Genomic DNA, 24,404 nt, shown 5'->3' with positions numbered 1-24,404 from the left:
TTTTTATTACCAGATTTTTACTCTTTTATCCGGTTCAAGGTACATCCCGTCTCCTGGTTTGATATCGAATGCTTTATGGAAGGTTTCCAAATTTAACAACGGCACATAAGCCCTATACATTCCGGGACTATGCGGGTCCGTTTTCACTTGGTTTTTGATGGCTTCATCACGCATTTTACTTCTCCAAATAGTTGCCCAAGAAATAAACAAACGTTGTTCGGGTGTGTAACCGTCAATCAATCCCGGATTGCCATGATCTTTTAAATACAATTGCAAACCATCGTAAGCGGCGTTGATTCCACCTAAATCTCCTATATTTTCACCTAAGGTGAATTTTCCGTCTACTTTAATGCCCGGTAATGGTTCCAAAGCGGAATATTGATTGGCCAAATCAGTTCCTAAGGCTGTAAACTGTTTCAAATCATCCTCTGTCCACCAATTTACTAAATTCCCTTGAGCGTTGTATCTTGACCCTGAATCGTCAAAACCATGAGAAATTTCATGACCGATTACCGCTCCGATACCACCGTAATTAACCGCTTCATCTGCTTTGTAATCATAAAACGGCGGTTGCAAAATGGCCGCTGGGAAAACAATTTCATTATTAGAAGGACTATAATAAGCATTAACGGTTTGTGGAGACATTCCCCACTCTGTTTTATCAACCGGTTTGCCCAACTTGTCAATGTTTCTTTTAAAACTCCAATTGGAAATACTCATGGCGTTGTCAAAATAAGTTCCTCCTTCAGCTGGGCTTTTGATAGTTAAAGCAGAATAATCTTTCCATTTATCAGGATAACCAATTTTGATGGACATGCCGTTTAATTTTTCAATTGCTTTGTCTTTGGTTTCCGGCGACATCCAAGAAAGGTTTTTGATTCTGTTTTCATACGCCATAATCACGTATTTGATCATTTCCGTAGCTTTTTGTTTGGCTTCTTCCGGGAACATCTTTTCCACATACAATTTACCCAATGCTTCTCCGGTCGCACCATTAACTACCTGAAGTGCTCTTTCATTTAAAGGTCTTTGTTTGATGGCTCCACTTAGTGTTTTACTGTAAAACTCCCAATTGGCTTTTTCAATGGTGGTTGATAATTTACTAGCAGCATCATTCAATAAAGTCCATTTCATGTAAGCTTTCCAATCTTCTACTTTATTTTGGACAAAAAGCCCTTGCAAAGCTTCCATATATCTTGGTTGAGACACAATTACAGAATCTACTTTAGGCAAACCAATTCCGGTGATGTAACCTTCCCAATCGATGGCCGGTGTTAACTTTTGCAAATCGGCTACAGTCATAGGATTGTATGTTTTTCTGCGGTCTCTTCTTTCTACTCTGTCTAACCTTGGTTTTGACATGTCAATTTCCAGTTCCAATATTTTCTTGGCGTGCTCTTTAGCCGTTTCAGGTTTTTCACCTAAGAAAGCTAACATGCGGGCTACATGACCAACATACTTTTCTCTTTTTTCTTTAGAATCCTTATCATCGGAAACGTAATAATCTCTGTCTGGTAATCCTAAAGAACCGGGACCAACATTAACCACATTTCTGTTGCTGTTTTTAGCATCGGTGCCTACGCCAACTCCAAAGAATCCTATACCGCCTTTGGAAGCCATTTCAATCATTAATTTCTGCACATCGGCTACGGTTTTTACCTTATTGATTTTATCAAGATAAGGTTTTAAGGGAGCAATGCCGGCCTTGTTTCTGGCCACAGTATCCATAATTGACTTGTAAAGATTAATCGCTTTCCCTTGGTCTGTATCGGATTTATAAGCCGGATTTTTAGAGGCTTCATTCAGAATAGCTAAGGCATCGGTATCAGTTTTTTGACGCAATTCATCAAAACTTCCCCAACGGGTTCTGTCGGCCGGAATTTCAGTGTTTTTTATCCAAGTTCCATTCACAAAATTGAAGAAATTATCATTGGGTTTGACCGATTTATCCATCAAAGACAAATCAATTCCCGGTTTTTTTTGTTGTGCTTGGATTTGCAATGTTCCTACCAGTAAAACGGCAGTCAGCCAAGTTTTCGAAAGGGCATTTATTTTCATATTGATTACATTTTGTTAGTTCTCACAAATTTATTTATTATCGCAGTCAAGACTTTATTTTTAACAAAAATATAAGTCTTGATTGACCTTTAAAAGTTACAAAGGTTGGATTAGCTTTTGTACTTTTGAAAAAAAAATACAGAATGCTCGCTTTAATTAAAAAATACAGATTATTTATTGGCACTTTCCTCCTTTTTTCTATTATCACAGTTTCTTTGTTTTACAATGTTTTGAAACCGGGAAAAACACTTCCGATATACAATCCTGCCGATATCAATCCGGAATTGGTGGACAGTACGGTGCAATATATTGAAAAATACCATACCATAGCCGACTTTTCGTTTACCAACCAAAACGGAAAAACCATTACCCAAAAGGATTATGAAGGCAAAATTTACGTTGCCGATTTTTTCTTTACCACTTGCGGCTCTATCTGTCCGGTAATGAGCAAAAATATGATTGAGGTTCAAAAAGCTTTTTTAAACAATCCGAAAGTGATGCTTTTATCCCATACCGTAACTCCGGAAATTGACAGTGTTCCGGTTTTAAAAAAATACGCCTTGGAAGAAGGCGTAATCGACTCCAAATGGAACTTGGTTACCGGTGATAAAAAAGACATTTACCGCATGGCCCGAAAATCCTATTTGGCTGTAAAATTGGGCAAACCCGAAGAACTTTATGATATGGTCCACACTGAAAATTTTGTGCTCGTAGATGCCGACAGACATGTACGCGGTTTTTATGACGGTACAAAAATGGAAGAAGTCCAAAAACTCATCAAAGACATTAAGTGGTTATTGGAAGACGATAAAAATTAGTTAAACTGACAATTATCATTCGATATTCTTTTTTTATCCCTACTTTTGCAATCTTAATTCAATCTAAATAAGCATTGAAAACTACCGTTGATTTATTAAAAATTGGAGACAAAGCCGTAATCACGTATGTTGATTTGGATAAAATTCCGCTCAAACTTTTAGAAATGGGTTGTTTGCCAAACAATGACTTAGAAATTATTCAGATTGCTCCGCTTGGTGATCCCATTTATTTGAATGTCAACAATGGTTCTCATTTGGCCATCAGAAAAGAAACGGCTCATGAAATTGAAGTCGAAATCCGTGAGAAATAATCAAAAATGAGCATCCAACACCTCAACGTAGCGCTTATTGGAAACCCTAACACGGGAAAAACCTCGGTGTTCAATCAACTCACCGGATTGAACCAACAAGTAGGCAATTATCCCGGAATTACCGTTGAAAAAAAACTCGGCTTCTGCAAATTACCCAACAATATCAAGGCCAATATTCTGGATTTACCCGGAACTTACAGTTTGAATGCCAGTTCGATTGATGAGAATGTAGTCATAGAATTATTGCTCAATAAAAACGACAAGCTTTTCCCGGATGTCGTAGTAGTGGTCACTGATGTGGAAAACTTAAAGCGAAATCTTTTGCTTTTCACCCAAATCAAAGACTTGGAAATCCCAACTATTTTGGTCATCAATATGACTGACCGAATGAAGGCCAAGGGCATCACGCTTGACTTGCCTTATCTGGAAGAACAACTAAAAACCAAAATCGTTTTGGTCAGCACCCGAAAAGGCATTGGCATAGACGAACTGAAAAATACCATCGTTGAGTATAAAAATCTTTCTACCGAGCCTTGCTTGAACGCTTCTAGTATTGATGTTGATTACTTTGACAAACTTAGAAATGCTTTTCCCAATCAGTTGTTGTACAAACTTTGGTTGGTGATTACCCAGGATGTGAATTTCTTAAATTTGGAACGAAAAGAAATCCAAAGTTCTTTCGCCAAATCACATTCCGATTTAAAACGGTTACAACAAAAAGAGACCATCAAACGCTATCAGTTTATCAATGACACCCTGAAAATCGGGCAGCAAATTGATACCGCAAATGCTTCTGATTTGCGATCTAAGCTGGACAAAGTATTAACCCACAAAATTTTTGGTTACGCTATTTTCTTCGGGATTTTATTGCTCATTTTCCAATCGATTTTTGATTGGTCGAGTATTCCGATGGAGTTTATAGACAGCACTTTTGCCAATTTGGCCAACTATGCTAAAAACCATTTACCTGCCGGAGAATTTACGAATTTAATCAGCGAAGGCATCATTCCCGGAATTGGCGGTATTGTAATTTTTATTCCGCAAATTGCGTTTTTGTTTCTTTTTATTTCCATGTTGGAAGAAAGCGGCTATATGAGTCGGGTGGTTTTTTTAATGGACAAAATCATGCGTCGCTACGGTCTTTCCGGAAAAAGTGTTGTGCCTTTAATTTCGGGGACAGCTTGTGCGATTCCGGCGATTATGAGTGCGCGAAATATTGAAAATTGGAAAGAGCGATTGATTACTATACTGGTTACGCCATTTATCACTTGTTCGGCTCGTTTACCGGTTTATGCCATATTAATTTCCTTAATCATTCCCGAAAAAAGATTGCTCGGTGTTTTTAGTTTACAAGGTTTAACCTTGATGACCTTGTATCTTTTAGGTTTTGGGATGGCCATTTTCTCGGCTTATCTTTTGAACAAAATTTTAAGGCTAAAAACCAAATCTTATTTTGTGGTAGAAATGCCCAATTACAAACTGCCACTTTTCAAAAATGTCGCCATAAATGTGGTTGAAAAAACCAAATCTTTTGTCTTTGGTGCCGGAAAAATCATTTTGGCCTTATCCGTTATCTTGTGGTTTTTAGGCTCCCACGGTCCGAAAAAAGGATTTGATAATGCCGAAAGTATTGTCATTAAAAAAGTCAAAATGGAGAACCGACTGGATGATTTAGAATACCTAAACGACCAAATCAGTTCACATAAATTGGAGAATTCTTATATCGGAATCATGGGTAAATCTATTGAACCAATTATCAAACCTTTGGGTTATGATTGGAAAATAGGCATTGCTGTAGTAAGCTCTTTTGCGGCTAGAGAGGTTTTTGTGGGAACCTTGGCAACGATTTACAGTGTGGGAAGTCATGGCGATGAAGAAACCACCATTAAAAATCGTATGAATGCTGAAGTTCATTCAGACGGAAGGAAAGTTTTCAACTTTGCCACCGGTGTTTCGCTGCTGTTATTTTATGCTTTTGCTATGCAGTGCATCAGTACTTTAGCGATTGTAAAAAAAGAAACCAACAGTTGGAAATGGCCTTTGGTACAATTGGTATTCATGAGTGGTTTTGCCTATCTAACCGCACTGATTGCCTACCAGTTTTTAAAATAATTTTCGGTTTGATTTTTGTGGCTGTCGAAAAAAAACCAACTCCATGAAGAAAATTGTCTGTCTAAGCCTATTGTTATTAAGTTGTAATATTGTCTTGAGCCAATCAAAAGTGTCACAATCCAAGAGCGAGTTAAACTCAAGTTCGAGCAGTTCAGGAAATTCAGGAAACTCGGGTTCAGGTAGGTCAAACAGTTCAAGTGATGATGATGACGAGGTTAGTATTTGGGTTGAAATTACTTGGGGCATTTTCAAATATGGTTTTATTGGTGACTATAAACATGAGGACCATTTGTACAGCAACTTAACCGATTATCCTTATTACAATAAAGAATCCGGGAACTATGAAAATTATGAGGTAAACGAAGCCGAAAATTCCAAAAAAAACTTTCGGTTTGATTTGCAAAACAATCTACTTTACAGCACTAAAGATTTATATGCCAATCATTTTAAATTAAAAATAAGACCGTTCCAATATTTTTATGTTCAAACTGATTTTCGCCAAATTTTCGAAAAAAACAAAGCAACTCATGCTACCGACAGGCTTTCTTTGTTTAACTTTAACCTAGGATATGACAGGGTTCGGTTGGAAAATTTTAACCTAGGTTGGACTATTGGTTCAATTTATGTAGGGAATGAAGTTAAAAAAGCAGGATTCTCTTTTGGTCTCAATACCGAGATTTTCATTGGCCACAACATCAGTTTACTGGCGGCAGCCAAATGGAGTACTATCAATAGTCAACCGGTGCATGTTTATGAATTGGAAGCCAAATACCATGTCAAAAGAGGGTTCGTTTCACTGGGTTATGAGCATTTAAAAATTGCTTCTCCTACGTATAATTTTGTTTCGCTCGGTGGCGGAATTTATTTGAATTAATTATGGAAATACAAGAAATATTGGTTTATGTGGCATTGGGAATTGCGATTGGTTTTTTGGCCCAAAAATTTATAGACAAAAAAAAATCAAAAAAAGGTTGTGACAAAGACGACTGTGCTTGTCATTAGCCTAAGGCTACATCCAAAGTCATCATCACGATAAATCCTCCTATAAATCCTAAGGTAGCAATATCTGTATTTTTATCTTGCTGCGTTTCCGGAATTACTTCTTCAACCACAACAAATATCATAGCTCCGGCAGCGAAAGCTAGAGCATAAGGCAAAATTGGTATAAAAAAGATAACCGCAACTGCGCCCAAAACTCCGGCAATAGGTTCTACAATAGCTGACGACTGTCCATACATAAAACTCTTCCAACGGCTCATTCCCATTCGGCGCAACGGCATAGAAACCGCAATTCCTTCGGGAAAATTTTGAATTCCGATACCAATCGCTAAAGTAACGGCTCCTGCAATTGAAGCTTCCGGAATTCCCGCTGCTACGCCACCAAAAAGTACTCCAACAGCCAAACCTTCAGGAATATTGTGCAAGGTTATGGCTAAAACCAACAAAGTAGTTCGTTGCCAAGGCGATTTTATGCCTTCGGTTTCCTTAAAATTGATGTGTAAATGCGGTAAGATTTTGTCTAAACCAAAAATAAAAACAGCGCCCAATAAAAACCCAACCGCCGCCGGAATCACTTTCACAAAACCTTCGCCTTCACTCATTTCAATAGCCGGCGCCAACAAACTCCAAAAACTCGCCGCCACCATCACACCACCTGTAAAACCCAGCATTCCATCGAGCACTACGCGATTCATATTCTTAAAAAAGAACACAAACGAAGCACCAAGCGCGGTCAAAAACCAGGTAAACATCGTCGCATAAAAAGCGGCCAAAATCGGATCAATGCTTTCAAAATAGTCAATTATGGATTGAAACATAATTATTGAACGTATAAATTATTAGCAATTTTATTAGAGATGATTTTTTCCTGTGCATTAACTTCCACCGTTAAAGTATCATCAAAACTTTCTTTTTCTATTACTTTAAAGACAGAGCCCAAAGCTATTTTTTGTTTGTCTAAATATTTTAAAAACTCTGAAGAAGAATCTTTCACGCCGATACAATAGTATTCCCGGTTCAATTCGGCTTCCGAAAGCAATAATTTATTGACTTTTTGCATCACGCCTTTTTCGTTCGGAATGGGATCACCATGTGGGTCAAAAGCCGGAAATCCCAAAAAAGCATCTAATTTGTTGATTAACGCTTCCGATTTGATGTGTTCTAACTCTTCGGCAATTTCATGCACTTCGTCCCAATTGAATGCCAACTTCTCTACCAAAAAAACTTCCCACAAACGGTGCTTTCTCACTATCATTTTGGCCGAAAGCAATCCGTTTTCCGTCAAACTCACGCCTTGGTATTTTTGGTACGAAACCAAATCTTTTTCCGAAAGTTTCTTTAACATATCCGTTACCGAAGACGCTTTGGTTTCTAACATGCCCGCAATAGCGTTAGTATTTACGCCTTTGGGCGAAACCAACGACAAGTGATAAATAACCTTAATATAATTTTCTTCAGAAGTGGTCATGCTTGCTTTTTTACAAATATATTTTATTTTTTTAATATAAATGAAAATTAATTTTTAGTTTTGTCTAAATTTTTATTTTGTTTAATGAAAAAGTTTGTTTGTATAACCCTTGTCTTATGTCTCAATTCTTTAGTTGCTCAGGTAAATGACACGATTGCAGTCGACTCCAAATCTGAAAAACTAGATGAAATTGTGATTTCGGGAACTTTGAAACCGGTTTCAAGATTGGAAACTCCGGTGCCGGTAGAAGTTTATACTAGTGCATTTTTGAAGAAAAATCCAACTTCTAATGTGTTTGAAGCTTTGCAAAACGTAAATGGTGTTCGACCGCAATTGAACTGTAATATTTGCAACACCGGCGATATTCACATCAATGGTTTGGAAGGTCCGTATACTATGGTGACTATTGACGGTATGCCAATCGTAAGTGCGTTGTCAACCGTTTACGGCTTATCCGGAATTCCGAACTCGATGATTGACCGAATAGAAATTATAAAAGGTCCGGCTTCAAGTTTGTACGGCAGTGAAGCCGTTGGCGGATTGATCAATATCATCACCAAAAAAACCAAAAACGCACCTTTATTTTCTGCTGATGTCTTTTCGACTTCATGGTTGGAAAACAATATTGATTTGGGTTTTAAAGCCAATGTGGGTCAAAAAGCGGAATCGTTATTGGGACTGAACTATTACAATTACAACAGCCCGATAGACAACAACAAGGATAATTTTACCGATGTGACGCTTCAGGAAAGAATCTCTATTTTTAACAAATGGGATTTTATCCGAAAAAGCCAAAAGGAGTTTACCATCGCCGGAAGATTTTTTTACGAAGACCGTTGGGGCGGCGAAATGCAATGGAATAAAAGCTATCGCGGCGGAAATGAAGTCTATGGAGAAAGCATTTACACTACGCGTTTTGAACTGTTGAGCAAATACCAGTTGCCCGTAAAAGAAGATATGTTCTTGTCCTTTTCAGTAACATCGCATGACCAGAATTCGGTTTACGGAACGACTTTGTATTTGGCGCAGCAAAAAATTGCCTTCGGTCAATACCTTTGGGACAAAAAACTGGAAGACCACAATTTGCTCTTTGGCACAGCCTTTCGCCATCAGTATTATAATGACAATACTACTGCCACCATCACTGCTGAAAAAACCAATATTTACAGCACTTTTATTCAAGATGAAATCAAGTTAGCCGAAAAAAACCATCTCTTATTAGGTGCAAGATATGATTACAACAACAACCACGGTCACATTTTTACACCGCGAATTGCCTATAAATGGAATCCGACCAAAAATGATGTTTTCAGAATAAACGCCGGAACCGGATTCCGAATTGTCAATTTATTTACCGAAGAACACGCCGCTTTAACCGGTTCTAGAGAAGTGGTCATTACCGAAAACTTAGACCCCGAAAAATCGTATAACCTCAATTTCAACTACCTGAAAAAAATCAGGTTTGACGATGCTACTTTCTTGGGTTTTGAATTTTCGACTTGGTACACCTATTTCACCAACCAAATCATTCCGGATTATGACACCAATCCGAACCAAATTATTTACCAAAACCTAAATGGTTATTCCGAAACAATTGGCGTAAGCGGGAATGTAGATTTGGTTACGCCTTACGGAATAAAAGCCTTAATCGGTTTTACTTTTATGGATCCTAAAAATGTAAAAGACGGCATCACAACACAACCCGTTTTAACCGAAAAGTTCAGCATGAATTGGGCGCTTACTTATGATATTCCCGATTGGTTCTTGTCTATTGATTATACAGGAAATCTTTATGGACCGATGCGATTGCCGCTTTTGGGACCGCTTGATCCAAGAGATGAATATTCAAAACCGTGGAGTTTGCAGAACATCCAATTTACTTATAAAAAATTCCGTAATTTTGAACTTTACGCGGGAATCAAAAACATTTTAAACTGGACGCCCAACAAAGGAAATCCGTTTTTAATTGCCGGAGCAGAAGATCCTTTTGACGAAAATGTCGATTACGATGCCAACGGAAATGTGATGGCAACACCGTCAAATCCTTATGCGCTGACCTTTGACCCAAGTTATGTTTACGCACCCAATCAAGGCATCAGAGGTTTTCTGGGATTGAGATATACACTTTATTAATGAAACACTACCATTACATTTTTACCGGCGCCGGTTTATCCGCTTTAATGACGGTTTATGAAATGGTACTTTCCGGCAAATTCAAAGACAAATCCATTCTTTTGATTGACGAGAATTCTAAAAAAACCAACGATAGAACTTGGTGTTTTTGGGATGATAAAGGTTTGTATGATGATATGGCTTCCGCCAAATGGCAATCGGCTTGGTTCAAAAACAAAGTCTTTGAAAGACAATTAAATCTCAGCCCTTACCAATACAAAATGGTGAAAGGATTGGATTTTTACAATAAAGTTTTTAAACTCATTTCCAAAGAAGAAAACATCACTTTCTTAAACCAAAAAGTACTCGATTTTCAGGAATTAGGACATCATTGTGTGGTCAAAACCGTTGAAGAAAGTTTTACTTGTAACCAAATTTTCAACTCCATTTTCAACCCTGAGGTGGTTAAAAATCAAACCAAATATCCTTTTCTGCACCAGCATTTCATCGGTTGGTTTATCCAAAGCAAAGAACCTGTTTTTCATCCCGATTGTGCGACTTTCATGGATTTTTCGGTGGAACAGAAAGGCAATACGAGATTCATGTATGTGTTACCAACATCGCAAACAGAAGCGTTATTAGAATACACTTTGTTCTCCAAAGATTTATTGCCGGTGGCAGAATATGAAACTGAAATCAAAAACTACATCAATAAATTAGGAATTACGAGTTACGAATTATTGGAAAAAGAACAAGGCAATATTCCGATGACGTGCTATCCTTTTTGGCAACACAATTCGAAAAACATACTCAACATTGGTTCTGCAGGCGGTTGGACCAAAGCCAGTACCGGTTATACTTTTAAAAACACAACTAAAAAATCAAAAGCCCTAGTTCAATTTCTATCTAAAGAAAATGACTTGACTAAATTTCACAAAGCCGATAAATTCTGGTTTTATGATTTACTTCTTTTAGATATTTTGGATCAAAAAAACCATTTGGGCTCAACCATATTTTCAGCGATGTTTGAAAAAGGAAATACCACAGTCATCTTCAAATTCTTGGATGAGGAAACCTCTTTTTGGGAAGATTTACAAGTCATTTGGAAATGCCCGAAAATGCTTTTTATCAAAGCTTTATTTGGCAGAATTTTTTAACCTATTCCGCCATAATAATTCTTTATGATTTCTTTAAAATATAAGAGCATAAAACTTTGTAACTTTGCCATTCAATAACTTGATAATTTAAAAATTATGTATCCAGAAGAAATGGTATTGCCCATGCGCGCTGAACTTTCAGAAGCTGGCTTTCAAGAATTATATACTGCAGCCGATGTAAAAAACGCTATCAAAGCAGAAGGAACCACTTTAGTTGTGGTGAATTCGGTTTGTGGTTGTGCGGCCAGAAATGCCCGTCCGGGAGCAAAAATGAGTTTAGATGGTGCTAAAAAACCGGACCATTTAATTACCGTTTTTGCCGGAGTTGACAAAGAAGCTGTTGATGCCGCAAGAGAAGAAATGTTTCCTTTTCCACCATCATCACCCAGTATGGCTTTGTTCAAAAACGGCGAATTGGTACACATGTTAGAACGCCATCACATCGAAGGTCGTCCGGCGGAATTAATCGCGGAAAACCTGAAAGATGCTTACGCTGAATTTTGCTAAAAAATATTTTTTAAAAACATCACGCAACCTTTTCTGTTCAATTGCGTCTCTTGAACAAGATGCCATGCTAAATGGGAGAAAATGCTATGAAAAAGAAACCCAACGGTCTAAAAACTGTTTGGGTTTTTTTATTGCTAAAAAAATGTAAATTTGCACCGAATTCTTCCATTTAGAATTCACAACCTATTTCTCACTTAAAGTTTATAGCATGCAACTGTATAACACCTTAAGCGCAGAAGAAAGAGCCGAACTTATTGACCAAGCCGGCAAACAAAGACTGACTTTGTCTTTCTATGCGTATGCCAAAATTGAAGATCCTAAAAAATTTCGCGACGATTTATTTATAGCCTGGAATGCACTCGATGCACTCGGTCGAATTTATGTTGCGCACGAAGGTATTAATGCCCAGATGAGTGTTCCGGCCGAAAACTTCGAAGCGTTCAGAGAGACGCTTGAAGTCTATGATTTTATGCAAGGCATTCGCCTCAATGTAGCCGTTGAACACGATGACCATTCCTTTTTAAAACTAACCATCAAAGTACGCCACAAAATCGTTGCAGACGGTTTAAACGATGACACTTTTGATGTAACCAATAAAGGAGTTCACCTTAACGCCAAAGCATTTAACCAAATTCTGGAAGACCCGAATACTATTGTAGTTGATTTCAGAAATCACTACGAAAGCGAAATTGGCCATTTCAAAGGCGCCATAACTCCGGATGTGGAAACTTTCCGTGAAAGTCTGCCAATTATCAATGAACAATTAAAAGATTTCAAAGAAGATAAAAACCTGGTGATGTATTGTACCGGAGGAATTCGTTGCGAAAAAGCTTCTGCCTATTTCAAACACCAAGGGTTTAAAAATGTTTTCCAATTGGAAGGCGGGATTATCCAATATGCCAAGCAAATTAAAGAAGAAGGACTCGAAAGCAAATTCATCGGAAAGAACTTTGTGTTCGACCATCGCTTAGGTGAAAGAATTACCGACGATATCGTTTCGCAATGTCACCAATGCGGTAAACCCTGTGACAATCACACCAATTGCGCCAACGACGGTTGCCATTTGTTATTTATCCAATGTGAAGAATGTAAAGCGGCCATGGAAAATTGTTGTTCCAATGAATGTTTGGAAATCACCCATTTACCATTGGCTGAACAAGTCAAATTGAGAAGCGGAAAACAAGTCGGGAACAAAGTCTTCCGCAAAGGAAAATCTGAAAATCTGAAATACAAGCATTCTGGTGAATTGACCGGAATTCCTTTGGCAACAGCCAAACCAACCGACATTCGCCAAAAAATCAAAGTCAAAAAAGTATTAATCGGCAAAGTGGAGCATTATTATACCAAAGCCGGTGTTGGGCTTTTTATCATGGAAAACCACGAACTAAACCTTGGCGATAAAATCATCATCTCCGGTCCAACCACTGGAAATCAGGAATTGGTTTTGGAAAAGATGTTGGTCAATGGACAAGAAAATACTGTAGCCAAAATAGGTGACAAAGTCACTTTTGAAGTGCCATTCCGTGTTCGTTTATCAGATAAACTTTTTAAAATCATCAACTAATGACTACTACAGGAAGAATTGAATTGATGGCTCCGGCCGGCAACTTCGAATCACTGCAAGCGGCATTAGACAATGGTTGTGATTCGGTGTATTTTGGTGTCGAACAATTAAACATGCGGGCGCGCGCTACCGTGAATTTCGTTTTAGATGATTTACCCGAAATTGCTCGTAGATGCAACGAAAAAAACGTCAGAACCTACCTGACGTTGAATACGATTATTTACGATCATGATTTGTCTGTGGTGAAAACCCTTTTGACGAAAGCCAAAGAAGCAGGAATAACCGCAGTAATTGCCTCTGACCAAGCGGTAATCATGACCGCCAGAACCATGGGAATAGAAGTACACATTTCAACCCAGTTGAATGTTACCAACATTGAAACCGTAAAGTTCTACGCCATGTTTGCCGATACCATAGTATTATCGCGCGAATTGAGTTTGCGACAAGTAAAGAAAATCACCCATGACATCGAAAAAGAACAAATCAAGGGACCAAGCGGAAATCTTGTTGAAATTGAAATCTTTGGTCATGGCGCGCTATGTATGGCGGTTTCGGGCAAATGTTATTTGAGTTTACATTCGCATAATTCTTCCGCCAATCGCGGCGCTTGCAAACAAAATTGTCGTAAAAAATATACCGTAATCGATCAGGAAAGTGGTTTCGAAATTGAAATTGATAACGAATATATGATGTCGCCCAAAGATTTATGTACGATTGATTTTTTAGACCAAGTCATAGATTCAGGGATTAAAGTATTGAAAATTGAAGGCCGAGGTCGCGCGGCCGATTACGTGGCAACTGTAATCAAAACCTATCGTGAAGCCATCGATGCTTACTATGAAGGCTCCTTTTCTAAAGAAAAAATCAACACTTGGATGGAAACGCTTTCCACGGTTTACAATCGCGGTTTTTGGAGTGGTTATTATTTAGGCCAAAAGTTAGGAGAATGGTCAGACAATCCGGGTTCGAGTGCTACCCAAAAGAAAGTTTACATTGGCAAAGGCATGCATTATTTTCCGAAAGCCAATATCGCCGAATTCAAAATTGAAGCTTATGACCTAAAAAAAGGCGATAAGATTCTAATCACCGGGCCAAGTACAGGCGCACAAGAAATGATTATCGAAGACATGATGGTCAACGATTTGGCTTTGGAAAAAGCCTCTAAAGGCGACAGTTGTACTTTGAAAGTACCATTCCGCATACGCTTATCCGACAAAATGTATAAAATCGTAGAAAACTAATGGTCATCGTTACCCTGCAAAGAGACAAATGCATCGGTTGCAATTACTGTGTGGAAATGGCGCCGGGACAATTTCAAATGTCTAAAAAAGACGGAAAATCGGTATTGTTAAAGTCGGTGAATGCCAAAGGCTTTTATACCCTGAAATCGGCCGACCATACCATAGCGGAAAACTGCGAATTGGCACAGAAAGCTTGCCCGGTTCATATCATAGCTGTAAAAACGACATAAAACTCCAACATTATTCGGAGTTTTATGTTCTTTATTAATTTCTTGTAAAAATAATTAAAACCGTTTCGTTATCACCATCATCATCAAAATCAGAAATCGTTTTTATTTTTAAAGTTGTTGAGGAAAGCTCCGTTATTTGAACCGTATCGGATTCTCCGTCAGAAGTAACGGTAATATTGTTCCCGGATCTTGTATAATTAAATAATGCAATATCTTCTACGCAATCCCATACATCAACATTTGCACCTGTTCCATTAGCATTAAATTGAATATAATCTTTACCGCATTCTTCATGGTCATCATAAGGAATCGTTTGTCCTGCCACTTTGTACTCCTTAAAATACCATTTCCCAATTAAATCCCCTGAAGTAGTCGGACTATCATCTGAGGAGCATGAAATGGTAAAAATTGACAAAATTGCCAATGAGAATAAGCTTAATTTTTTCATTGTATTAAAATTTATTTATTAGAAAAGACGAAAATAGGAAAAATATCTTATAAAAAACAAAATCAAATATTCTGCGAAAGAATTTTAAAAACTTTAAAAAATACTATCTTTACACTTTTAACGTTTATGATTAGTAGTCTTGTTTGAATAATGAGACGACCAACATATCTATATCCAAATTATGGCTTGTACAAGTTGTTCAACTTCCGATGGCGGTGCGCCAAAAGGATGCAAAAATAATGGGACTTGCGGCACCGATAGCTGCAACAAACTGACCGTTTTCGATTGGCTCTCCAACATGAGTTTACCCAATGGTGAAGCGCCTTTCGACTGTATCGAAGTGCGTTTTAAAAACGGCCGAAAGGAATTTTACCGAAATACCGAAAAACTAACACTGAGCATCGGTGACGTTGTCGCTACCGAAGCTTCTCCCGGTCATGACGTTGGGATTGTAACACTTACCGGCGAATTGGTAAAAATTCAAATGAAGAAAAAAGGGGTCAATCACAACAGCCCTGAAATCCCTAAGGTTTATCGAAAAGCATCTCAAAAAGACATCGATATCTGGAGCGATTCCCGTGATAAGGAAGAGCCTATGAAAGTTAAAGCCCGTGAATTGGCAATTGCTCACAAATTGGAAATGAAAATTTCCGATATCGAATTCCAAGGCGATGGCTCTAAAGTGACTTTTTATTACACAGCGAATGATCGTGTCGATTTTCGTTTGTTAATCAAAGATTACGCACGTGAATTCAGCACCAGAATTGAGATGAAACAAGTTGGTTTTCGTCAGGAAGCTTCTCGCTTGGGCGGAATTGGCTCTTGTGGAAGAGAATTGTGTTGCTCGACTTGGTTAACCGATTTCAGAAGTGTAAATACTTCGGCAGCGCGTTACCAACAGTTGTCTTTGAACCCTCAAAAATTAGCCGGGCAATGCGGTAAACTGAAATGCTGTCTGAACTATGAATTAGACACTTACATGGATGCGTTAAAAGATTTTCCGGATTTTGAAACCAAATTGAAAACCGAAAAAGGCGACGCAGTATGCCAAAAACAAGACATTTTCAAAGGCTTGATGTGGTTTGCTTATTTTGACAATTTTGCCAATTGGCATGTGTTAAACATCGAGCAAGTTAAAGAAATCGTGGCGCAAAACAAACAAGGAAAAAAAGTAAGTTCTCTTGAAGATTTTGCCGTCGAAATTGTAGCCGAACCGGAAAAAGATTTCAATAACGCCATGGGACAAGAGAGCTTAACTCGTTTTGATCAACCCAGAAATAAGAAAAGAAATAACAACAAAAACAAAAAGCGTAAACCATTTGGCGCTGATAAAAAACCAAACTCTGAGAATAAAAATGAGCCTAAGAATAAGAAATAGTTTTATCCTGCTCTTGGTAGCGGTACTTTTATTTTCTTGCGACGAAAAAAGAGTTTTTGACGAATACAAATCGGTCGGAAATGAGTGGCACAAAGACAGCATCGTTACCTTTGAATTGCCTCAATTGGACTCGAAAAAACTGTACAATTTGTACGTTAATATTAGGGATAACGACGACTATCCGTTCAATAATTTGTTTCTGATTGTCTCTTTAGAACATCCGAACAGACAAGTCAAAGTGGACACTTTAGAATACCAAATGACCAATCCTGATGGCACACTTCTTGGTGATGGGTTTACGGACATTAAAGAAAACAAGTTGTTTTACAAAGACAATGTAAGTTTTACCCAAAAAGGAGTTTATAAAATTCACATCAAACATGCGGTAAGACAAACCGGAAAAATAGAAGGCGTGCCTTCACTAGCCGGAATCACCGATGTTGGTTTCAGAATAGAATCTACAGAATAAAAAATATGGCACAAAAAACGAATACAACCGTCAAAGACATCAAATACTATCAAAGTAAATTTTGGAAGTTATTCTTGTATGGTCTGGGAACCATGGTGTTGTTTTTCTTCTTGGCTTCATGGGGATTTTTTGGCAGTATGCCTTCCTTTGAAGATCTTGAAAATCCCGAATCTAATTTGGCCACCGAAATCATCTCCTCTGATGGTATTACGATTGGAAAGTTTTATAATGAAAACCGAACTCCAATCAAATACGAAGATTTGCCACCTCATTTGGTAAAAGCCTTGGTTGCAACGGAAGATGAGCGTTTCTACGAGCATTCGGGTATTGACGCAAAAAGAACCTTTGGTGCTGCTTTACAACTAGGCCGTAGCGGTGGTGCGAGTACTTTGACACAACAATTAGCCAAATTACTTTTTCACGGTGAAGGTTCTAAATTTTTTATCTATCGTGTTATCCAAAAGGCAAAAGAATGGATTATCGCTGTTAAATTAGAACGCCAATACACCAAAAACGAAATCATAGCCATGTACTTAAACAAAGCTGATTTTGTAAATACTGCCGTTGGAATTCGTTCGGCTTCCAAAGTCTATTTCGGAAAAGAACCAAGAGATTTAACGGTTGATGAAGCAGCCATGTTTGTCGGAATGCTCAAAAACCCTTCGCTTTACAATCCATTGCGTCGTTTAGAAAAAGTAAAAAACAGAAGAAACACCGTTTTAGACCAAATGGTGAGAAACAAAGTTTTAGCTAAAGAATCCCGAGACACTTTGGCCGTAAAACCGATCGTTTTAAACTTCCATCCGGAAAGTCACAAAGAAGGAACAGCCACCTATTTCCGTGAATTCCTTCGCGAATACATGAAGAATTGGGCCAAAGAAAACAAAAGACCCGATGGCAGCGATTGGGACATTTACAGTGATGGTTTGAAAATTTACACCACCATTGATTCCAAAATTCAGGAACATGCCGAAGAGGCCGTTCAGGCTCACATGAAAAACCTGCAACAGGAATTCTTCGCCCAACAAAAGGACAATAAAAATGCTCCTTTTGTCAATATCACCCCTGAAGAAACCAAAAAAATCATCAACCAAGCCATGAAAAATTCAGAGCGTTGGCGCGTGATGAAAGACATGGACAAAACGGAAGACGAAATCATCGCTTCTTTCGACATCAAAACCAAAATGAAAATCTTTTCCTGGAAAGGGGAAATCGATACGTTAATGACGCCGATGGATTCCATACGTTATTACAAACACTTCCTGCAAGCGGGATTAATGTCGATGGAGCCACAAACCGGTCATATCAAAGCTTGGGTTGGCGGTATCGATTACAAATATTTCCAATATGATCACGTCGGTCAAGGCGCGAGACAAGTAGGCTCAACATTCAAACCTTTTGTTTACGCCACTGCCATTGAGCAACTCGGTATGTCGCCTTGTGATTCTATCATCGACAGTCCGTTTATGATTCACAAAGGGAGACACAATGTAACCGTAGATTGGGAACCCAAAAACTCAGACCACCAATACCGTGGCATGGTGACTTTAAAACGGGCGCTGGCTTTATCCATCAATACGGTTTCAGCGAAATTGATTGACAAAACCGGCCCGGAAGCCGTAGCAGCATTGACCAAAAAACTAGGGGTAAAATCTGAAATTCCTTCTCAACCGTCCATTGCCCTGGGTGCAGTAGAAATTACGGTAGAAGACATGGTTGCGGCTTACAGTACGTTTGCCAATCAAGGGGTTTACATCAAACCGCAATTCATCAGCAGAATTGAAGACAAAAACGGGGTTATCCTATACGAACCCGTTCCTGATACCCACGATGTATTGAATAAAGACATTGCTTATGCCGTAATCAAATTGCTCGAAGGGGTAACCGAAAGCGGTTCGGGTGTGCGTTTAAGAACCCAGGGTGGCGGTAGCGGTGACAACCGTTGGACCGGCTATCCTTATATGTTCACCAATCCCATTGCTGGTAAAACGGGGACATCTCAAAACCAATCCGATGGTTGGTTTATAGGTATGGTTCCCAATTTAGTAACCGGCGTTTGGGTAGGCTGTGAAGACCGTTCAGCTCGTTTCAAAGGCATTACCTACGGACAAGGGGCAACGGCTGCCTTACCGATTTGGGGGTATATGATGAAGAAATGTTACGAAGACAAAGACCTGCAAATTTCCAAAGATCCATTCCAAAGACCGGATAATCTTTCCATCAAAGTTGATTGTTGGGCACCGCCAAAAGCAGAAATCGACTCAACCTCGGTCCCAACGGATGAAGAAGAACAAAATCCGGATGAATTTGGGTTGTAATTTTTAGAAGCCCTGCCTGCCGGCAGGCAGGTATTTCCCGCTGTCCACTGTATCTTTTTCAGGATTGATGTGCCTTCGCTGATGCTCTGGCCAATCCTAAAAAAGGATGTCGTTCCCATCGGAGCTAAATAAATAAAGAATCTCATCTGCTTTGTAGATGGGATTTTTTATTTTCCCTATTCTCTTTTAAATTCCTAAATTTACGCCACAAACAAATTATGCTAAAAACAACACTAATCAATCATGATTAACAAAAAAGTAAACTCTGTAAAAGAAGCACTGCAAGGTATAGAAGACGGCATGACCATCATGCTTGGTGGCTTCGGACTATGTGGTATTCCCGAAAACAGCATCGCCGAATTGGTACAAAAAGGAACCACAGGTTTGACTTGTATTTCCAACAATGCCGGTGTCGATGATTTCGGTTTGGGCTTGTTGCTCCAAAAAAGACAAATCAAAAAAATGATTTCTTCCTACGTAGGAGAAAATGCCGAATTCGAACGCCAAATGCTTTCCGGCGAATTGGATGTTGAACTAACACCACAAGGCACTTTAGCCGAAAAATGTCGCGCTGCACAAGCCGGAATTCCGGCGTTCTTCACACCTGCGGGTTACGGAACCGAAGTCGCTGAAGGCAAAGAAGCACGCGAATTCAATGGCAAAATGCACATCATGGAACTGGCCTACAAAGCCGATTTCTCAATCGTAAAAGCTTGGAAAGGCGACGAAGCCGGAAACTTAATTTTCAAAGGAACTGCTCGCAACTTCAATGCGCCTATGGCCGGTGCCGCCAAAATCACCATTGCCGAAGTAGAAGAATTAGTCCCGGTGGGTTCACTCGACCCGAATCAAATTCACATTCCCGGTATCATGGTGCAACGCATCTTCAAAGGCGAGAAATTTGAGAAGAGAATTGAGCAACGTACAACCCGTAAAAGAGACTAATCATGGCTTTAGATAAAAACGATATCGCAAAAAGAATAGCCCAAGAAGTTAAGGATAAGTATTTCGTTAACTTGGGCATCGGAATTCCGACTTTGGTAGCCAATTATGTCCGTACCGATATTTCGGTGGAATTTCAATCTGAAAATGGCGTGTTGGGCATGGGACCATTCCCTTTTGAAGGCGAAGAAGATGCCGATGTCATCAACGCCGGAAAACAAACCATCACCACTTTACCCGGAGCGAGTTTTTTCGACTCGGCTTTCAGTTTCGGAATGATTAGAAGTCAGAAAGTAGATTTAACGATTCTCGGCGCTATGGAAATAGCGGAAAACGGCGACATAGCCAACTGGAAAATTCCGGGCAAAATGGTCAAAGGAATGGGCGGCGCTATGGATTTAGTCGCCTCAGCCGAAAACATTATCGTGGCGATGATGCACGTTAACAAAGCAGGAGAAAGTAAGATTCTAAAAAAATGTACTTTACCTTTAACAGGCGTTGGCTGCGTGAAAAAAGTCGTGACCGAATTGGCCGTAATGGAAATCACTCCTAAAGGTTTCAAACTCTTGGAACGCGCACCTGGTGTCTCCGTTGAACATATCATTGCTTCAACCGAAGCTGATTTAATCATCGAAGGTGAGATTCCGGAAATGGTGATTTAATTAAACTCATTATAAAAACAAAAACCACAAAATTCAATGAAGTTTTGTGGTTTTTTTATGCATAAATATTTCTTTATTTTTTGTTGTCCAAATACTCTAATAGTATTGGTGACGCATTTCCAAAAGTCGGTGGTTGTTCGGTAATGCTGACCGTTTTTTTCTTGTTGAGTTTGTAAACCAAATCAAATTCGGTGGTAAATAAAATAACCGATGAAAACGGATTATTAATAAACGGCAACAATCTGTCGAAAGCAGCATCTATCGAATAAAACTCAACGATTTCTTCTTGTTGGAATTTAAATTTGAGTTCCAATTGTAAATCCTCCGCTTCAATTATTGGACGGATATAAATGTTCATCAATTGGGTATTCCCAATGGTTTTGGCAAAAGTCAATTTGGCAAACGTTCCGTCGGTCAAACTTTCTTTTACTTTACTGTAAAACTCGTTAAAGGTTTCTGTAAATAGCATCATTATAAATTGGCAAAGAAATCATTCCCTTTATCATCCGTTATAATAAACGCCGGGAAATCTTTTACGGTGATTTTGCGAACCGCTTCCATTCCCAATTCTTCAAAATCGACTACTTCTACTTTTAAAATGTTTTCTTTGGCCAAAATGGCTGCCGGTCCGCCAACAGAACCCAAATAGAATCCGCCGTATTTGTTACAGGCATTCATCACGTCTTTGCTGCGGTTTCCTTTGGCTAACATCACCATACTTCCACCGTGGCTTTGGAATTCATCTACATAAACGTCCATTCTTCCGGCAGTGGTTGGACCAAAACTTCCCGATGGCATGCCTTCCGGTGTTTTGGCTGGTCCGGCATAATACACCGGATGGTTTTTGAAATACTCCGGCATTGGTTTTCCGGCATCGAGTAATTCTTTGATTTTGGCATGCGCTATATCACGGGCTACGATTACCGTTCCGTTGAGTTTCAATCGGGTTTTGATAGGATACTTGGTCAACTCGGCTAAAATCTCACTCATCGGTCGGTTCAAATCAATTTCAACCGGTGCTTCCAAATGCGGTGGCGTTGCCGGTAAAAATTGTTTCGGATTGGTTTCCAATTGTTCCAAGAAAATACCGTCTTTGGTAATTTTGGCTTTAATATTTCTGTCGGCCGAACAAGAAACGCCCAAGCCAACCGGACAAGATGCAGCATGTCTCGGCAAACGAATGACGCGTACATCATGAGCAAAATACTTTCCGCCAAACTGAGCGCCGATGGCACTTTCTTGGCAAATTTGCAGTACCTTTTTTTCCCATTCTAAATCGCGAAACGCTTGTCCCGACATGTTTCCGGAAGTTGGTAAATTATCATAATAACCGGCTGAGGCTTTTTTCACTGCTGCTAAATTGGCTTCCGCAGATGTTCCTCCAATCACTAAAGCCAAGTGATACGGCGGACAAGCTGATGTTCCTAAATCTTTTATCTTCTCGCGAATGAATTCGTCTAAGGATTTTTCGTTTAAAAGGGATTTTGTTTTTTGGTATAAGAACGTTTTATTCGCGCTTCCGCCACCTTTGGCTAAGAATAAAAACTCGTAGCTTGCTCCCTTTTTCGCATAAATATCAATCTGTGCCGGCAAATTAGAACCTGAATTTTTTTCTTCAAACATCGAAATCGGAACAATTTGGGAATAACGCAGATTTTTGATTTGGTACGAATTGAAAATTCCTTTAGATAACCATTCGGCATCATCAACTCCGGTATACACATTCTCTCCTTTTTTCGCCATCACGATGGCTGTTCCGGTATCTTGGCAAGAAGGCAATTCTCCTTCTACAGCCACCGCTGCATTTTGCAATAAATTATACGCTACGAATCGGTCGTTGTCTGTGGCTTCCGGATCGTTAAGAATGTTTTGCAATTTTTGCAAATGAGCCTTGCGCAACATAAACGAAACATCAATCATCGCTTCTTGGGCCAAAAGCTCCAAGCCTTTCGGGTCAACGGTGAGGATTTCTCTGTCGCCTAATTGTTCTGTTTTTACGTAATCGGAAGTAAGTTTTTTGTATTGCGTATCGTCTTTGAGAATAGGATACGGATCTTGGTATATAAAGTCCATTTTAGTGTGTTATTTTAAACGGCAAAGTTAAGCAAAGTGCATGAGTGCTGAAATGAAATAGTTGCTAAATTAATGTACACCAAATCATTTCTTAAAAAAACCAGCTTGCCACAAAAATCGCCGTAATCACACAGATTAAATCCACCAAGAGCATAGTGCCGAGCGTGTAACGAGTGTTTTTCACATTAATACTTCCAAAGTACACCGCAATCACATAGAACGTAGTTTCAGCACTGCATTGGAAAATACAACTCAGTCGGCCGGTGAAAGAATCAGGGCCAAAATTACGCATGGAATCAATCATAAATCCGCGTGAACCGCCTGAGCTGAATGGTCGGAGCATCGCAACCGGTAACGAATCGGTGACTTGTTTGCTCACGCCAATATTCGAAAAAGCAAATGAAATCCAGTTGCTGATGATTTCAAACAACCCACTGTTTCTGAAAAAAGAAATGGCCACCAACATTCCCATTACATAAGGGAAAATCTTTACGCCGGTTTGCAGACCATTGTTGGCTCCGGTTACGAAAGTATCAAAAATGGTTGTGTCTTTGGCGACAAACTTTTTCTCATTGACAAAAGAAAAGATTAGGGTAAACGCGATAATGGCCACCAACATCAATCCGGACAAATTAGAAGTGAAGGCATTTTTACCAATCAAATCCAAACCATTAACATAAAACAACAATCCGACAATAGCACCAATAATAGTCATCAACGCGACCAATAATGATGCGCTTTTGAAATTGATTTTTTGGCGAATGCCTACAATTAAAAAGGCCGCAATCGTTCCGATAAATGAGGTGATAATACACGGCAACATCACATCCGCTGGATTGGCGGCATTTTCAGCAGCACGGTATCCTATGATGGAAGTTGGAATCAAAGTTAATCCGGCGGCGTGCAAACACATGAACATGATTTGGGCATCGCTGGCTTTGTCTTTTTCGGGATTGATTTCCTGTAAACTTTGCATGGCTTTTAAGCCAAACGGTGTGGCAGCAGAGTCTAACCCTAAAAAGTTAGCGGCAAAATTCAACGTCATATACGATATAGACTCGTGGTTTTTGGGAATGGACGGGAAAACTTTGGCAAACATTGGGCTGAGTCTTCTGGCCAATTTTTCGGCAGCACCTGAAATAATTAAAAGCTCCATCAACCCGCAAAAGAAAGCCAAATAAGCAATCAACGGCAATATCAAATCGAGCAAACTGTTTTTACATGTGGGCAACAAACCATCGGATTTTTGAACACCGCTGTATATTTTTACCGTTTTACTTTTATAGACATAAGTAGTATCGGCATTGAGGGTATCGCGATTGATTACCATGGTTTGTTCGGGTGCTTTTTCAATGCTGTCCATGACAAACTTAGGCACTTGATTGAGGTACTTTTCCGAAATTAAGATAGGATCGTCTTTTTTTCCGTTCAAAATAAAATCCACCGAATAGCTGTTAGACGTAACTAAACTAAACACTACAAAGACAATAGATGAAATAAAAATAGCGAGCCAAAATCTACTTAAAACCATAATCTG

At 39.1% G+C, this 24,404-nt stretch carries 23 protein-coding genes; 16 read left to right on the top strand and 7 right to left on the bottom strand.

Annotated features, from left to right (window positions below; genetic code table 11):
• Positions 1–6: 6 nt before the first annotated feature.
• On the bottom strand, positions 7–2,058 hold the full coding sequence (locus tag HA632_RS08735; protein ID WP_176306804.1) for a M13 family metallopeptidase: 2,052 nt from the start codon (positions 2,056–2,058) through the stop codon (positions 7–9).
• Positions 2,059–2,201: 143 nt separating this feature from the next.
• Here HA632_RS08735 and HA632_RS08730 point away from each other — a divergent pair, with 143 nt between their 5' ends.
• The 5 genes from HA632_RS08730 to HA632_RS08710 all read left to right on the top strand — a co-directional run bounded on the left by HA632_RS08730 (position 2,202) and on the right by HA632_RS08710 (position 6,301).
• Entirely contained in the window at positions 2,202–2,876 is a 675-nt protein-coding gene (locus HA632_RS08730; protein WP_176306803.1) for an SCO family protein, read from the top strand.
• 74 nt (positions 2,877–2,950) lie between these two features.
• Positions 2,951–3,187, top strand: coding sequence for a FeoA family protein (locus tag HA632_RS08725; protein WP_176306802.1), 237 nt, complete (start codon positions 2,951–2,953; stop codon positions 3,185–3,187).
• A 6-nt stretch (positions 3,188–3,193) separates the two neighbouring features.
• The gene (gene feoB / locus HA632_RS08720; protein ID WP_176306801.1) at positions 3,194–5,299 is read left to right on the top strand and encodes a ferrous iron transport protein B; all 2,106 of its coding nucleotides are present in this window, start codon (positions 3,194–3,196) and stop codon (positions 5,297–5,299) included.
• A 43-nt stretch (positions 5,300–5,342) separates the two neighbouring features.
• A complete protein-coding gene (locus HA632_RS08715) occupies positions 5,343–6,173 on the top strand; it encodes a hypothetical protein (protein ID WP_176306800.1) in 831 nt (276 codons plus the stop codon).
• A 2-nt stretch (positions 6,174–6,175) separates the two neighbouring features.
• Positions 6,176–6,301, top strand: coding sequence for a FeoB-associated Cys-rich membrane protein (locus HA632_RS08710; RefSeq protein ID WP_176306799.1), 126 nt, complete (start codon positions 6,176–6,178; stop codon positions 6,299–6,301).
• Here HA632_RS08710 and HA632_RS08705 read toward each other — a convergent pair.
• Together HA632_RS08705 and HA632_RS08700 are read right to left on the bottom strand one after the other, a co-directional pair.
• A complete protein-coding gene (locus tag HA632_RS08705; RefSeq protein WP_176306798.1) occupies positions 6,298–7,116 on the bottom strand; it encodes a ZIP family metal transporter in 819 nt (272 codons plus the stop codon). The genes HA632_RS08710 and HA632_RS08705 overlap by 4 nt on opposite strands.
• A gap of 2 nt (positions 7,117–7,118) precedes the next feature.
• On the bottom strand, positions 7,119–7,766 hold the full coding sequence (locus HA632_RS08700; protein WP_176306797.1) for a metal-dependent transcriptional regulator: 648 nt from the start codon (positions 7,764–7,766) through the stop codon (positions 7,119–7,121).
• 84 nt (positions 7,767–7,850) lie between these two features.
• Here HA632_RS08700 and HA632_RS08695 point away from each other — a divergent pair, with 84 nt between their 5' ends.
• From HA632_RS08695 to HA632_RS08670, 6 genes are all read left to right on the top strand, one after another.
• Positions 7,851–9,899 (top strand): TonB-dependent siderophore receptor, encoded by a 2,049-nt coding sequence (locus HA632_RS08695; RefSeq protein WP_176306796.1) that lies wholly within the window; start codon positions 7,851–7,853, stop codon positions 9,897–9,899.
• Positions 9,899–11,035, top strand: a complete 1,137-nt coding sequence (locus HA632_RS08690) for a lycopene cyclase family protein (protein ID WP_176306795.1) — start codon at positions 9,899–9,901, stop codon at positions 11,033–11,035. The genes HA632_RS08695 and HA632_RS08690 overlap by 1 nt, the downstream gene beginning before the upstream one ends.
• 96 nt (positions 11,036–11,131) lie before the next feature.
• Positions 11,132–11,542, top strand: a complete 411-nt coding sequence (locus HA632_RS08685) for a BrxA/BrxB family bacilliredoxin (RefSeq protein ID WP_171221165.1) — start codon at positions 11,132–11,134, stop codon at positions 11,540–11,542.
• Between the two features lie 208 nt (positions 11,543–11,750).
• Positions 11,751–13,106, top strand: coding sequence for a rhodanese-related sulfurtransferase (locus HA632_RS08680; RefSeq protein WP_176306794.1), 1,356 nt, complete (start codon positions 11,751–11,753; stop codon positions 13,104–13,106).
• Positions 13,106–14,347: a peptidase U32 family protein gene (locus HA632_RS08675; protein ID WP_176306793.1), complete on the top strand. Its 1,242-nt coding sequence runs from the start codon at positions 13,106–13,108 to the stop codon at positions 14,345–14,347. The genes HA632_RS08680 and HA632_RS08675 overlap by 1 nt, the downstream gene beginning before the upstream one ends.
• Complete coding sequence (locus tag HA632_RS08670) at positions 14,347–14,577, top strand: ferredoxin (protein WP_176306792.1); 231 nt, start codon at positions 14,347–14,349, stop codon at positions 14,575–14,577. The genes HA632_RS08675 and HA632_RS08670 overlap by 1 nt, the downstream gene beginning before the upstream one ends.
• A 34-nt stretch (positions 14,578–14,611) precedes the next feature.
• Here HA632_RS08670 and HA632_RS08665 read toward each other — a convergent pair whose 3' ends face one another.
• Complete coding sequence (locus HA632_RS08665; RefSeq protein ID WP_176306791.1) at positions 14,612–15,025, bottom strand: lipocalin family protein; 414 nt, start codon at positions 15,023–15,025, stop codon at positions 14,612–14,614.
• Positions 15,026–15,206: 181 nt separating this feature from the next.
• Between HA632_RS08665 and HA632_RS08660 the strand changes: the two genes are divergently transcribed.
• The 5 genes from HA632_RS08660 to HA632_RS08640 all read left to right on the top strand — a co-directional run bounded on the left by HA632_RS08660 (position 15,207) and on the right by HA632_RS08640 (position 20,794).
• Positions 15,207–16,403 (top strand): regulatory iron-sulfur-containing complex subunit RicT, encoded by a 1,197-nt coding sequence (locus HA632_RS08660; protein ID WP_176306790.1) that lies wholly within the window; start codon positions 15,207–15,209, stop codon positions 16,401–16,403.
• Positions 16,381–16,872: a gliding motility lipoprotein GldH gene (locus tag HA632_RS08655; protein WP_176306789.1), complete on the top strand. Its 492-nt coding sequence runs from the start codon at positions 16,381–16,383 to the stop codon at positions 16,870–16,872. Before HA632_RS08660 ends, HA632_RS08655 begins: the two co-directional genes overlap by 23 nt.
• A 5-nt stretch (positions 16,873–16,877) precedes the next feature.
• Positions 16,878–19,190, top strand: coding sequence for a penicillin-binding protein 1A (locus HA632_RS08650; RefSeq protein ID WP_176306788.1), 2,313 nt, complete (start codon positions 16,878–16,880; stop codon positions 19,188–19,190).
• Between the two features lie 243 nt (positions 19,191–19,433).
• A complete protein-coding gene (locus HA632_RS08645; protein ID WP_176306787.1) occupies positions 19,434–20,135 on the top strand; it encodes a CoA transferase subunit A in 702 nt (233 codons plus the stop codon).
• Between the two features lie 2 nt (positions 20,136–20,137).
• The gene (locus HA632_RS08640; RefSeq protein WP_176306786.1) at positions 20,138–20,794 is read left to right on the top strand and encodes a 3-oxoacid CoA-transferase subunit B; all 657 of its coding nucleotides are present in this window, start codon (positions 20,138–20,140) and stop codon (positions 20,792–20,794) included.
• A 73-nt stretch (positions 20,795–20,867) separates the two neighbouring features.
• Here HA632_RS08640 and HA632_RS08635 read toward each other — a convergent pair whose 3' ends face one another.
• The 3 genes from HA632_RS08635 to HA632_RS08625 all read right to left on the bottom strand — a co-directional run bounded on the left by HA632_RS08635 (position 20,868) and on the right by HA632_RS08625 (position 24,398).
• Positions 20,868–21,266 carry a hypothetical protein gene (locus tag HA632_RS08635; RefSeq protein WP_228778763.1) on the bottom strand — a complete coding sequence of 133 codons (399 nt, stop codon included), beginning with the start codon at positions 21,264–21,266 and terminating at the stop codon, positions 20,868–20,870.
• Positions 21,266–22,867 carry a fumarate hydratase gene (locus tag HA632_RS08630; RefSeq protein WP_176306785.1) on the bottom strand — a complete coding sequence of 534 codons (1,602 nt, stop codon included), beginning with the start codon at positions 22,865–22,867 and terminating at the stop codon, positions 21,266–21,268. The genes HA632_RS08635 and HA632_RS08630 overlap by 1 nt, the downstream gene beginning before the upstream one ends.
• A gap of 91 nt (positions 22,868–22,958) precedes the next feature.
• On the bottom strand, positions 22,959–24,398 hold the full coding sequence (locus HA632_RS08625) for a nucleoside recognition domain-containing protein (protein ID WP_176306784.1): 1,440 nt from the start codon (positions 24,396–24,398) through the stop codon (positions 22,959–22,961).
• Between the last annotated feature and the right edge of the window lie 6 nt (positions 24,399–24,404).

The organism is Flavobacterium sp. J49 (genome assembly GCF_011742145.1).
Taxonomy (GTDB): Bacteria; Bacteroidota; Bacteroidia; order Flavobacteriales; family Flavobacteriaceae; genus Flavobacterium.
This window is presented reverse-complemented; position numbering and strand designations above follow the sequence as displayed.

Excerpts from the sequence above, each read along its gene's own strand:
- HA632_RS08695 (WP_176306796.1), top strand. The coding sequence starts at position 7,851 with ATGAAAAAGTTTGTTTGTATAACCCTTGTCTTATGTCTCAATTCTTTA.
- HA632_RS08660 (WP_176306790.1), top strand. The coding sequence starts at position 15,207 with ATGGCTTGTACAAGTTGTTCAACTTCCGATGGCGGTGCGCCAAAAGGA.
- HA632_RS08670 (WP_176306792.1), top strand. The coding sequence starts at position 14,347 with ATGGTCATCGTTACCCTGCAAAGAGACAAATGCATCGGTTGCAATTAC.
- HA632_RS08680 (WP_176306794.1), top strand. The coding sequence starts at position 11,751 with ATGCAACTGTATAACACCTTAAGCGCAGAAGAAAGAGCCGAACTTATT.
- HA632_RS08715 (WP_176306800.1), top strand. The coding sequence starts at position 5,343 with ATGAAGAAAATTGTCTGTCTAAGCCTATTGTTATTAAGTTGTAATATT.
- HA632_RS08700 (WP_176306797.1), bottom strand. The coding sequence starts at position 7,766 with ATGACCACTTCTGAAGAAAATTATATTAAGGTTATTTATCACTTGTCG.
- feoB (WP_176306801.1), top strand. The coding sequence starts at position 3,194 with ATGAGCATCCAACACCTCAACGTAGCGCTTATTGGAAACCCTAACACG.
- HA632_RS08675 (WP_176306793.1), top strand. The coding sequence starts at position 13,106 with ATGACTACTACAGGAAGAATTGAATTGATGGCTCCGGCCGGCAACTTC.
- HA632_RS08645 (WP_176306787.1), top strand. The coding sequence starts at position 19,434 with ATGATTAACAAAAAAGTAAACTCTGTAAAAGAAGCACTGCAAGGTATA.
- HA632_RS08625 (WP_176306784.1), bottom strand. The coding sequence starts at position 24,398 with ATGGTTTTAAGTAGATTTTGGCTCGCTATTTTTATTTCATCTATTGTC.
- HA632_RS08640 (WP_176306786.1), top strand. The coding sequence starts at position 20,138 with ATGGCTTTAGATAAAAACGATATCGCAAAAAGAATAGCCCAAGAAGTT.
- HA632_RS08735 (WP_176306804.1), bottom strand. The coding sequence starts at position 2,058 with ATGAAAATAAATGCCCTTTCGAAAACTTGGCTGACTGCCGTTTTACTG.
- HA632_RS08705 (WP_176306798.1), bottom strand. The coding sequence starts at position 7,116 with ATGTTTCAATCCATAATTGACTATTTTGAAAGCATTGATCCGATTTTG.
- HA632_RS08635 (WP_228778763.1), bottom strand. The coding sequence starts at position 21,266 with ATGATGCTATTTACAGAAACCTTTAACGAGTTTTACAGTAAAGTAAAA.
- HA632_RS08690 (WP_176306795.1), top strand. The coding sequence starts at position 9,899 with ATGAAACACTACCATTACATTTTTACCGGCGCCGGTTTATCCGCTTTA.
- HA632_RS08710 (WP_176306799.1), top strand. The coding sequence starts at position 6,176 with ATGGAAATACAAGAAATATTGGTTTATGTGGCATTGGGAATTGCGATT.
- HA632_RS08665 (WP_176306791.1), bottom strand. The coding sequence starts at position 15,025 with ATGAAAAAATTAAGCTTATTCTCATTGGCAATTTTGTCAATTTTTACC.
- HA632_RS08630 (WP_176306785.1), bottom strand. The coding sequence starts at position 22,867 with ATGGACTTTATATACCAAGATCCGTATCCTATTCTCAAAGACGATACG.
- HA632_RS08650 (WP_176306788.1), top strand. The coding sequence starts at position 16,878 with ATGGCACAAAAAACGAATACAACCGTCAAAGACATCAAATACTATCAA.
- HA632_RS08655 (WP_176306789.1), top strand. The coding sequence starts at position 16,381 with ATGAGCCTAAGAATAAGAAATAGTTTTATCCTGCTCTTGGTAGCGGTA.
- HA632_RS08730 (WP_176306803.1), top strand. The coding sequence starts at position 2,202 with ATGCTCGCTTTAATTAAAAAATACAGATTATTTATTGGCACTTTCCTC.
- HA632_RS08685 (WP_171221165.1), top strand. The coding sequence starts at position 11,132 with ATGTATCCAGAAGAAATGGTATTGCCCATGCGCGCTGAACTTTCAGAA.